The 10,319-nt window shown below is 68.0% G+C and carries 8 protein-coding genes and 2 pseudogenes; 7 read left to right on the top strand and 3 right to left on the bottom strand.

Going from position 1 to position 10,319, the window contains the following annotated elements:
* Positions 1 to 43 precede the first annotated feature (43 nt).
* Positions 44 to 1,516, bottom strand: a complete 1,473-nt coding sequence (locus ACH4ZA_RS12575) for an APC family permease (RefSeq protein ID WP_398429311.1) — start codon at positions 1,514 to 1,516, stop codon at positions 44 to 46.
* A 47-nt stretch (positions 1,517 to 1,563) separates the two neighbouring features.
* The gene (locus ACH4ZA_RS12570) at positions 1,564 to 2,262 is read right to left on the bottom strand and encodes a FadR/GntR family transcriptional regulator (RefSeq protein WP_398429310.1); all 699 of its coding nucleotides are present in this window, start codon (positions 2,260 to 2,262) and stop codon (positions 1,564 to 1,566) included.
* Between the two features lie 198 nt (positions 2,263 to 2,460).
* Between ACH4ZA_RS12570 and ACH4ZA_RS12565 the strand changes: the two genes are divergently transcribed.
* A complete protein-coding gene (locus ACH4ZA_RS12565) occupies positions 2,461 to 3,924 on the top strand; it encodes an amino acid permease (protein ID WP_334492660.1) in 1,464 nt (487 codons plus the stop codon).
* Positions 3,925 to 4,028: 104 nt separating this feature from the next.
* On the opposite strand, the gene ACH4ZA_RS12560 is transcribed toward ACH4ZA_RS12565, so the two are convergent.
* Positions 4,029 to 4,412, bottom strand: a complete 384-nt coding sequence (locus ACH4ZA_RS12560) for a hypothetical protein (RefSeq protein ID WP_398429526.1) — start codon at positions 4,410 to 4,412, stop codon at positions 4,029 to 4,031.
* A 201-nt stretch (positions 4,413 to 4,613) separates the two neighbouring features.
* On the opposite strand from ACH4ZA_RS12560, the gene ACH4ZA_RS12555 reads away from it, so the two are divergent.
* From ACH4ZA_RS12555 to ACH4ZA_RS12530, 6 genes and pseudogenes are all read left to right on the top strand, one after another.
* Positions 4,614 to 4,925, top strand: coding sequence for a hypothetical protein (locus ACH4ZA_RS12555; protein ID WP_334492662.1), 312 nt, complete (start codon positions 4,614 to 4,616; stop codon positions 4,923 to 4,925).
* Positions 4,926 to 5,157: 232 nt separating this feature from the next.
* Entirely contained in the window at positions 5,158 to 6,798 is a 1,641-nt protein-coding gene (locus ACH4ZA_RS12550) for a restriction endonuclease fold toxin-2 domain-containing protein (protein ID WP_398429307.1), read from the top strand.
* Between the two features lie 15 nt (positions 6,799 to 6,813).
* Positions 6,814 to 7,266, top strand: a complete 453-nt coding sequence (locus ACH4ZA_RS12545) for a hypothetical protein (RefSeq protein WP_398429305.1) — start codon at positions 6,814 to 6,816, stop codon at positions 7,264 to 7,266.
* A gap of 88 nt (positions 7,267 to 7,354) precedes the next feature.
* Positions 7,355 to 9,205, top strand: coding sequence for a DUF262 domain-containing protein (locus ACH4ZA_RS12540; RefSeq protein ID WP_398429304.1), 1,851 nt, complete (start codon positions 7,355 to 7,357; stop codon positions 9,203 to 9,205).
* A 104-nt stretch (positions 9,206 to 9,309) separates the two neighbouring features.
* Positions 9,310 to 9,891 (top strand): annotated as a pseudogene (locus ACH4ZA_RS12535) (3'-5' exonuclease); the annotation flags it as partial.
* A gap of 318 nt (positions 9,892 to 10,209) precedes the next feature.
* Positions 10,210 to 10,319: pseudogene (locus ACH4ZA_RS12530) on the top strand (IS5/IS1182 family transposase); the annotation flags it as partial.

Genomic DNA, 10,319 nt, shown 5'->3' with positions numbered 1-10,319 from the left:
CCGGACCGGACGAGGGGGCAGGGGGCGGCCGTCGACGCGGCGCTCACTCCTCGTCGGCGACGACCGAGCCCACCCGGTCGGCCAGGCCCGGGTCGCGCCGGACCAGGAGCGTCGCGTAGCAGACGGCCGCGACGAGGGTGGCCAGCGCCGCGTACGGGAACCAGCTGTACGGGGCGGGCTGTCCCGGCTTGGCGAGGTAGTACAGCGGGACCAGCACGGCGAGGGCGCCCGCCGCGGGCAGCACCACGTGCCGCACGATCCGGAACTCCTGCGGACGGTACCTGCGGTAGTACAGCGGCAGCGCGATGTTGGACGCGAGGTAGACCAGCAGGATCAGGATGGCGCCCAGGGTCGACGACTCGGCGAAGAACACCACCGGGTTCATCTGACCGCCTTCGGCCCCGAGCACATGCCCCAGACCCCAGCCGACGATGATCAGCAGCGCGGTCGCGGCGAAGGTGACGATCGCGTTGTTCGGTGTGCGGCGCGTGGGGTGCACGTAACCGAAGAAGGACGGGAGCAACCCCTCGCGCCCCGCGTTGAACACCAGCCTGGACTGGGAGTTGATGCCGGCGATCAGCGCGCCGAGGGTGGAGGTCAGGCCGCCGACGTAGGCGAGGACGGCGAGCGCCCCGAGCGTGTGCTGGGCGACGTCGATGAAGGGGATGCGGGAGTCCCCGAGCCGCTGGACGTCGTAGCCGAAGCCGGTGACGGTGGCGTAGGCGAAGAGGATGTAGCTCACCGTCATGATCGCGACGGACGAGAACACGGCGCGGCCGACGTTGCGCCGCGGGTTCTCCGTCTCCTCGGCCAGCGCCGCCGAGTTCTCCCAGCCGATGAACAGGTACACCGCCAGCGGGAAGCCCGCCGCGAGCCCCTTGACGCCGTGGGTGAGGTGGGAGGGCAGGAACGGGGCGGCGGAGAGGTCGCCGCGGTGCTCGACGAGCGCGGCGACCGAGACGACGACCAGGACGAGCATCTCGACGACGAAGAAGTAGCCGGCCCACTTGGTGGAGACCACGATCCCGCGCAGCATCAGCACCACCGACAGGCCGGTCAGCAGCACCGTCCAGATGATCCACGGCAGGTCGACGCCGGTGTAGTGGTTCAGGGTGATCTGCATGAACCCGCCGGAGATCGCGATGACGGAGGCCATCGCGATGATGTAGCCGAGTCCGGCGAGCAGCGCCGTGGTCACGGCGCTGACCGGCCCGAAGGTCTTGCCCACGAAGGTGGTGAAGCTGCCCGCCGAGGGGTGCGCCCGGGAGAACTCGGCCAGCGTGTTGCCGAACAGGGCGACCGCCGCGCCCGCCGCCATGATGGTCAGCGGGGAGGCCACGCCCGCCGTGGTGGCGAGGAAGGCGAAGCCGAAGAAGAAGCTCATGGCCGGGCCGACGTTGGCCATCGTGGCCGCGGCGATGTCCGCCATGCCGAGGACGCCGCCGCGCAGCCGCTGGGGCGTGCCGTCGGCGGGGCCCGACGTCGGCGACGGCCCGGCTGATCCGGACTCGGTCATGGCGGCAACTCCCTTCCGAGAGGTCGGTTCGGTTCGGCTCTGTGCGGTCAGTGCGGTTCGGCGTGCCGGTGTGCCTTCACGGCTCGTACCGCCGGGTCCATCGCGCCGCGGCCGAGTTCGTCGAGCAGGTCCAGGTGGCAGCGGTTGCGGGCCCGTACGACCGCGGGGTCCGGCGCGGGCCCCAGCAGGCACTGCTTGCCGAGCAGGTCGGCGGCGAACTCCCTGATCCCGGCGCCGCCGAGCGTCTCGGCGAGGTCGAGGTGGAAGCGGGTCTCCAGTTCGAGCAGCCGGGCCGGGTCGCCGGGCGCGTCCATCTCCTCGACCAGCGCCCGCAGCCCGTCGAGCCGGCCGTCGGGCAGCTCGCCCACGGTGTGCGCGACGAGCCCGCACTCGAGCAGCAGATGGAAGGAGTCCAGCGCGGCCGCCTCGTCGGCGTCGTACATCACGGCGACGACCGCGTCCCACTCGGCCGCGACGAAGGTGCCTCCGGCCCGGCCCCGACGGCGGTCGAGCAGGCCGTCCTGGCACATGACCTCCAGTGCGCGGCGCACGGTGATCTCACTGATCCCGAGCTCCTCGGCGAGGACCCCCGCGTCCGGCAGCCGGTCCCCCGGCGAGACGGACCTCAGCCGCACCCGCAGGGCGATCCGGGACCGGACGAGCTCCGCTCCTGTGGGGCCCCGGCCGGCCAGGACGCGTGTGTCCCAGCCGCTGTAGGGGCCGAACTTGCCCGGTGCATTCACCACGGCGCCACCTTAACGGCCTGGCGAGCGGGGTCACGGTGTGGTCCACAGAGGGCTCCCGGAAGAGAGGGTTCCGCGCTGCACGAAAAATAGAGCAAGGTGAACAGTTAAACAAGTCTTGTGTTTTTCGATCGTACTGAACTAATTTCCAGACGCTCCTGGTCCGTCCTCCCTGTCCGTACCCTCCCCATGGATGTCGAGATGACCACAACCGTCCCCAAAACCCCTCCCGCCGAGTCCGGCGGTCCGGACTCCGGCGGCTCCGGCGGCCTTCAGGCCGGACTCAAGAACCGCCACCTGTCGATGATCGCGATCGGCGGTGTCATCGGCGCCGGCCTGTTCGTCGGCTCCGGCTCCGGCATCGCCGCCGCCGGCCCCGGCATCCTCATCTCGTACGCGCTCGTCGGCGTCCTCGTCGTCCTCGTGATGCGCATGCTCGGCGAGATGGCCGCCGCGAACCCCACCTCCGGCTCGTTCTCGGCCTACGCGGACCGCGCGCTGGGCCGCTGGGCCGGCTTCACCATCGGCTGGCTGTACTGGTTCTTCTGGGTCGTGGTGCTCGCCGTCGAGGCGACGGCCGGGGCGAAGATCCTGGCCGGCTGGGTCCCCGCGGTGCCGCAGTGGGGCTGGGCCCTGATCGTCATGATCGTCCTGACGGCCACCAACCTGGTCTCGGTCAGCTCCTACGGCGAGTTCGAGTTCTGGTTCGCCGGCATCAAGGTCGTCGCCATCGCCGCGTTCATCGCGCTCGGCGGCCTGGCGATCTTCGGGCTGCTGCCCGGCTCGGACCACCCGGCGAGCGGCTTCTCCAACCTCACCGCACACGGCGGCTTCCTCCCCAACGGCCCCGGCGCGATCCTCACCGGCGTCCTGATGGTCGTCTTCTCCTTCATGGGCAGCGAGATCGTCACCCTGGCCGCGGGCGAGACCGCCGACCCGCGAGCCGCCGTCACCAAGGCCACCAACAGCGTGATCTGGCGGATCGCGGTGTTCTACCTGGGCTCGATCCTGATCGTGGTGTCACTGCTGCGCTGGGACGACCCGGCGATCCTCAAGGACGGCTCGTACGTCGCCGCCCTGAGCTCCATCGGCATCCCGCACGCCGCGCAGATCATGAACACCATCGTGCTGACGTCGGTGCTGTCCTGCCTCAACTCGGGCCTGTACACCGCCTCGCGCATGGCCTTCTCGCTGGGACGCCGAAGCGACGCCCCGGCCGCCTTCGGACAGACCACGGGCCGCGGCGTGCCCCGCGCGGCCATCCTCGCCTCGGTGGTCTTCGGCTTCGTCGCCGTCGCCTTCAACTACCTCTGGCCCGACACGGTCTTCCAGTTCCTGCTCAACTCCTCCGGCGCGATCGCCCTGTTCGTCTGGCTGGTGATCTGCTTCTCCCAGCTGCGGATGCGGAAGATCATCGAGCGGGAGTCCCCGGAGAAGCTGGTCGTCCGGATGTGGCTCTACCCCTACCTGACCTGGGCGACCATCGCCCTGATCACCTTCGTCCTCGGCTACATGCTCACCGACACGGCCGACGGCGGCGGCCGCGACCAGGTGGTCCTGTCGACGGCGGTGGCCGCGGGCGTGGTGCTCTTCGCGGTGGTACGCGCACGCCTGTCGGGCAGGACCGAGGCACAGGAGACCGCCGGCAAGACTCCCCTGTCCTGACTGACCGAACCCGGACACCAGACACCGGGACTCGTCCTCTTTGGTTCAGGCCCTCGCCGGACTGGGCGGTTTCCAGGGATCGTCGCAACACATGATCGGTTGTGTCAGACGGCGAGCAGTTTATGCAGACGCTCGGCTGGGGTTTCCCAGCCGAGCGTTTTGCGTGGTCGGCCGTTGAGCTGGGCGGCGATCGCGCGAATCGTCGCCTTCTCAAGGAGCCGGTCGGCTATGTAGATCGGGTCGGCTTCCCGCAGGTACCGGGACGCACCAGAAGGCGGCAGAACCGGTCTGGCCGGTGCTGCCGCCTTCTGCCGCCGGAGGGGTTCCGGCCGTTGCGCCATCGCTTTCCCGTACGGAGGTTGATGCCAACGGCCTTGGCCGCCTCCGCGTAACTCGCCTTGCTGCACGAGCCGGAAGTATTCCTCCCGCTCACGGGTCAGCTTCCTGCGGCCCTGAGCCACCGTCCGGGTCCGCCGGATCTCGAACATCGCACCCCTTGAACTGGGGTGTTGCGACGATCGCTAGAACCTGAGCTGCCGTCCTGCCGGGGGCCTGTTCCGTTGGTGGTCAGCGGTCGCCCCCGGGACGGCATCAAGGCCTTGCCGCGCGGTACAACAGACCGACAACGCCCAGGCCTACGGGCGCGGGTTCGCGAACGATCTGAACGACGCAAGGAACGCACTGCACTGATGACCACCCATTCCCCCGCGGACGGCGACCGCGGCTGCCTTCGTCTGGTCCTCGCCGTCCCCCTCACCCTGCTCACCCTCGTCGCCGCGTACTTCTGCTGGACCGCGCTGACCATCACGCCGTCCGGCCCCTGGGACGACGACGCGTACGCCGGAATCGTCCTGGCCTGCGTCCTCACCATCGCGGCAGCCGGAACCGCCGCGGCCCTGTGGCTGTCGCCGTCGGCGCGCAGAGCCCTGCCTTGGTGGTGGCTACTCCCGTCCCTGCTGCTGAGCACGGTCGCGGGGGCACGGTGGGTCGTGGGCGGTTAGAGGCCGGTCACAGGCCGGCCCGGCGACTTCCGATGCAGCCGTCGTACTGAAAGCGCGACGGCACGTTCCACCGCGTCGCCAGTACATGGAGGCGACGGTTTCCTGAACGACGCGGTCCGTCGTCAGGTTGGTCGCGCACCACAAGGGGCCGCGCATCAGAAGGCACATCCGTGCGATAGAACTGGTGGTCAGTTGCTCGTGTTCACGGGCCTGTTCACCGGACCGGACGGAGATGAGCGTGGGACTGCCGCTGGACCTGAAGGTCATGGCCGAGGGCATGATCAAGGCGTCCATGGGAATGGTGGGCACGGTCATGGTAGGGACGCGGGACACCACTGTCGCCCTCTTCCACGAACTCGACCGGCAGCGCGGCATGGCCGGGGACGACGACGCCGGGCGGGCGTTCGCCGCCGTGTACAAGTCGGCCGCCTCCACCACGCTCGACAAGATGGGCTTCAGCGCCTACGTGATGGGCGAGACCGGCAAGGGCCTGATGCGTAACGCCCGCGAGTTCATGGCACGCGAGAGTCGGATCGCCTCCTCGATTCTGAACAAACAGGTGGACCTGACCGCCGGCATGGGCGACCCCGGAGCAGACTGCACCGAGAGTTTCCTCGGGCTGGGGCAGGAGCTGCCGGAAGCCGTCGGCGACACCGCTTGGTACGACCAGTACGCCCCAGCCGGCATGAGCGACCGCTTCCGCGGCTCGCCGGAGAAACTGCGGGACGTCGCCGCGTCCTGGCGCGCGGGCGGGAAGATGATGGTGCGCTTCCTGGAAGACGCCCAGGCGTACGCACACACGGCCGACCAGGCTCATTCCGGGGAGGCCGCGGACGCGTTCCGCGCCTACTTCCGAGGGTTCGTCGGCTTCGCGGAACCACCCGAGCGCGCCCAGCCTGACGAGACGTTGGTCGCCAACCTCGTGGCGGCGTGCAACCAGCTCGCCAAGGCCTGTGACCGGTACGCGGATCACGTCGAGGCGGCGAAGCGGAAGATCACCCAGAACGATCTGGACCCTTTCCACGTCGAGATGCCGTGGGACCAGCCGATGTTCGGCGGTAACGGCGACGACGGAGGGCTCCTCGACGCGGTGCTCGGCGATCCCTGGATCCACCAGCTCGGCGACGTCGCCCATGCCCTGGACTCTTCCGAGAAGCGAGTCAAACTCCCCCAGGGGTCGGATGCGCCTCCCGGACTTCCCGTGCCGCCCCTTCTTCCGGTGCCTGTTCCCGTACCCGTGCCGCTGGTCGTCGCCTCCTTCCACGGCCAGGCGCCGGCCATCCTTCCCGCGATAAACAGGGTCGACCCCTCCATCCCCGGGCAGGACCCCATCTTTCCGGCGCCCGGCACGACCCGTCTGCTCACACCGGGAGAGCAGCCACCATTCCGTACCTGGCTGAACTCTCTCAACACGGGGGGCTTCGCCGGCGGCGGCGGCCCCACGAACCCCGACAACGCCTATCAACTGCGCGTGTCCGGATACCCGGAGCGCGAGGTGCCGCTGGCCGGTCGCAAACAGGGGCTCATGGTGGACGGGATACGCCCCGTCGACGGCTACCTCGTCGAGGCGAAACACGTCCGCGACCCGGACTGCGCGAAGCGCAGCTTTCGCAGTATCGAGCGCGTCAACGAGACACTCGCCAAGCCCGTGAAGGTGGATGACCAAGGGAAGCCGAAGTGGGACCCGCTGATCGACGGCATGTACCGGAGTGACGAGTCGGAGCTGCGCCGGTACAAGAGCGCGATGGCCAACCCGGCGAACTCGGAGATCCGCGGCCTTGAGATCGTGACCAACGGCAAGGACAACGCGGCCTACTGGGAGTCGATGATCGCCATGAACGGCGTCACCGGGTCCGCGCGGTACGTGCCCTGAGAGTGAAGGACTTCTGTGACAGTCGAGCACACCTTGCGGTCGAACTTCGTCTTCGCACCCCCCGAGGACACTCCAGCCGCATGGCAGGCGAGCCTGGATACGTTCAGGGATGCGCTGGAGCGGGCTTTCCCCGATGCCTTCCTGGAGACGAACACCTCCGGTCTCCGCGATGTGCCTGTCCTGGACTTCGAGATCGAGGTGGCGCCGGAGGTCTTCGTGACGGGTACGGCCGCCATGCCGACTCTGGACTACGCCCACGTCAGCATCATCGACGTGACCGCCGACACGGCCGCCTTGTTCGCCCACTGGCTCCGCGACTCGTACGTTCCGTCCCCGGCGAGTGTGCGATTCCTGAGCAGCTTCGTGATGGAGAACGGTGACGAGACACCCTGGGCGGTCCCGTCGACGGGCGACGCCGCGGAGATCGCGACTGTACTGCGCAGCCACCTGGCCACAGCCGGCGCTTGACGGACTTTCCAAGGAAAAGCCCCCGACGGCCTGAGACCGGGCCCGAAGATCGATACCGTGACGTAGGACGCGAGTGATGTGGGGGGCCATGAGAGCGGACACCGTCGATCTGCGGCGCATCTTCGGCAGGGATATCCGGTACACGGTGCCCCTGTTCCAGCGGCCGTACGTATGGACCAGGGACGACAATTGGGCAGCCCTGTGGGAGGACATTCGCCGCACCGTCGAGCGGGCCGAACGGGCCGCGCAGACCGGTGACACGGTGGCGCCGCATTTTCTGGGCGCGGTGGTCTTCGACGAGACGCCCTACCTATCGTCGAACCTGGAGACCCGGCAGGTCATCGACGGCCAGCAGCGGCTGACGACACTTCAGCTGTTTCTGTTCGCGGCCCGGCTGTCGGCGACGGTACTCGACCACGAGAGGTCGGTGCGACTGCTGAGCAAGTTCCTGGAGAACGACGAGGACCTGTTCGACAGCGGCCGGCATCCGGACCATCGCTACAAAGTGTGGCCCACCAACGCCGACCGCAACGAGTTCCGCTCCGTGATGCTCGGAGAAGGAGGAGACGGCCGTCTCGCTGGGGCTGTCGCCTACTTTCAGCAGGAGATCGACGCATGGCTGGCGGAATGTCCTGAGCCGCACGAACGCCTCGGAACGCTCGTACAGACGATGCGAGAGCAACTGCGTCTGGTCATCATCGACCTGGAGGAGCACGACGACGCGCAGGTCGTCTTCGAGACACTCAACAGCCGCGGTACGCCTCTGGAACATGCGGATCTGATCAAGAACCTGCTGTTCCGCAACGCCGAACAATCCGGAGCGGATGTCGACCGGCTCTACAAGGCATACTGGGCACCTTTCGACCAGGACGAGTGGCGCACCGAGCAGACGACCGGCCGCATCACACGCAGCCGTCTCGACGTCTTCCTGACCTACTGGCTCACGATGCGCACAGGGCGCGAGTTCACCGCTTCCTCTCTGTTCAAGGAGTTCGAGCACTGGCTGACATCGGCCAGCGCTCCCAGCGAGGACGTCTTCGCCGAACTCGCGCGGTATGCCGAGATCTACGACCGGATCGACCAGCACCCATTGCACGGCGTCGAGGGCCGTTTCCTCTACCGGATGAAGGTCATGCAGACCTCCACCCCGATGCCCCTGCTCCTTTTCCTGTACGGCCTCGACGACGCCGTACTGCCGGCGGAGCGGCGGCACCGTGCCATCCGGGCGATCGACAGCTACCTCGTCCGCCGGGCGATCCTCAACCTGAGCAGCCGCGACTACAACAACGTCTTCCGTGACCTCGTCACAGCCGCGTCCCGACAGCCCGAGCACGCGGACGAGGTGATCATCAAGGCGCTCTCAGCCATGCAGGGCCATCACCGCCAGTGGCCCACGGACACGGAGTTCCGTACCGCACTGGAACAAGACCCCATCTACACCCGCCTCTACCGCCACCGCGTCCGCATCCTCCTCGAAGCGCTGGAGGACGAGCTGCGTACGGACCACACCGAGCAGCTCACCGTCCCTGTCGGCGAGCAGCTCGGGGCGAAGCTGACCATTGAGCACGTCATGCCGCAGAGCTGGCGCGACAACTGGCCTCCCCTCGAAGACGATCCCTCCGAGGGCGCCGACCGCGACGAACTGGTTCACACCCTCGGCAACCTGACCCTGGTCACAGCCCGCCTGAATCCCGCGCTGGGCAACATGGCCTGGGACGACAAACGGAAGTGGCTCGGCGAGCACAGCCTCCTTCGACTCACCCACGGCACACTGCTCAATCCGCCGCCGACCGCCGAGATCAACGGTTGGGCCTCTGCCTGGAACGAGCATCGCATCAGCGCACGAGGCGCCCATCTCGCATCGTTGGCTCTGAGTATCTGGCCGCTGGCAGACCAGCTGCTCGCCGCCCCGGTGACGCTGGAGCTCGACAACAGGTGACGTGGGCGTTCCACGGGTTCGGCCAGGAGGTTCCGGCCTGTCGGTCGGCCTGATCGGCTAGCTTGTCATCCACCCGATTCGCCGTCTTTCACCGGCCGGACCCGACGCGACAGATCCTGCGCTCCGCACTGGAGGTACTCGGCGAGGAGACCTACGACGACCTCGACGGCAGTTCGGAGACGCTCGCCGGGTACCGTTCCGTGCTCAGCGGCGGTACGCCCGGCATGCACCCGTCCTCGGACTGGCAGTCGGAACGTGAGGCGATCGCCGCGCACATCCTGGCCTGGGACGCCGATCCGGACGAACGGATCGCGCACGAGCAGATCGCCATCTGTGTCCCCACCAACCGCATGGCGAGCGAACTGGGAAGCACGTTGGGGGAACACGGCATCCGAGCCTTGGAGATCGGCGCCGACGGTGCCCGGGGCGAGCCCGGGATCCACATCGGGACCATGTTCCGTTTCAAAGGGCTGGAGTACCAGCGCATGATCATCGCCAGGGTCAGCGACGGCCTGGTCCCTCGCGAGCAGGTCAACCAGCTCCGCCAGGCGGACCCTGCCCGCTACCGCAGGGAGGAACAGCGGGCGCGTTCCCTGCTTTTCGTAGCGGCGACCCGGGCACGGGACAGTCTCGACATCTTCTGGCACGGCAATCCGAGCCCGTTCCTGCAACGTCTTCTCGCCTGAGGAGACACCTCGCGTGGCATGTTCGGCAATTCACGGTCGTGGATCTTGCGGGGCGCGGGGCCGAGAGCTCCTGGCTGCGATCATCTTTCGTGGCCACTCGGACTGCGCTGAGCAGCAGTCCCCTCGTCCTGGGCTTCCGGGGGCCGACGGCCACCGCCGCTCGGGGGAGTGCTCCAGGGCCCGACGCCTGGGCGGAACTGCCCGCTTGTGCTGAACAGGCCGGGCCCTCTTCACCCTCAGCCCTGCGACCTGAGAAAAAAGGATCCTGACCCTCTACTTAGACGGTGTCCTATGTGGTGAGGCGTCGTTGAACTCGGCATGGGGCGGGGAACCTGGAGTTGGATTGTTCCGGACGGGCTGTGGGAGATCGCGAAGCCGCTGATCCCTCCGTCGAAGGTGCGGCCACAGGGTGGCGGAACGCAGGACAC

The sequence above is a fragment of the Streptomyces sp. NPDC020597 genome, assembly GCF_044335095.1.
Taxonomy (GTDB): domain Bacteria; phylum Actinomycetota; class Actinomycetes; order Streptomycetales; family Streptomycetaceae; genus Streptomyces.
Note: the sequence above shows the minus strand (reverse complement) of the source record. Positions and strands in the feature narration are given on the sequence as shown.

Excerpts from the sequence above, each read along its gene's own strand:
- ACH4ZA_RS12540 (WP_398429304.1), top strand. The coding sequence starts at position 7,355 with ATGAGAGCGGACACCGTCGATCTGCGGCGCATCTTCGGCAGGGATATC.
- ACH4ZA_RS12560 (WP_398429526.1), bottom strand. The coding sequence starts at position 4,412 with ATGTTCGAGATCCGGCGGACCCGGACGGTGGCTCAGGGCCGCAGGAAG.
- ACH4ZA_RS12550 (WP_398429307.1), top strand. The coding sequence starts at position 5,158 with ATGAGCGTGGGACTGCCGCTGGACCTGAAGGTCATGGCCGAGGGCATG.
- ACH4ZA_RS12565 (WP_334492660.1), top strand. The coding sequence starts at position 2,461 with ATGACCACAACCGTCCCCAAAACCCCTCCCGCCGAGTCCGGCGGTCCG.
- ACH4ZA_RS12575 (WP_398429311.1), bottom strand. The coding sequence starts at position 1,516 with ATGACCGAGTCCGGATCAGCCGGGCCGTCGCCGACGTCGGGCCCCGCC.
- ACH4ZA_RS12555 (WP_334492662.1), top strand. The coding sequence starts at position 4,614 with ATGACCACCCATTCCCCCGCGGACGGCGACCGCGGCTGCCTTCGTCTG.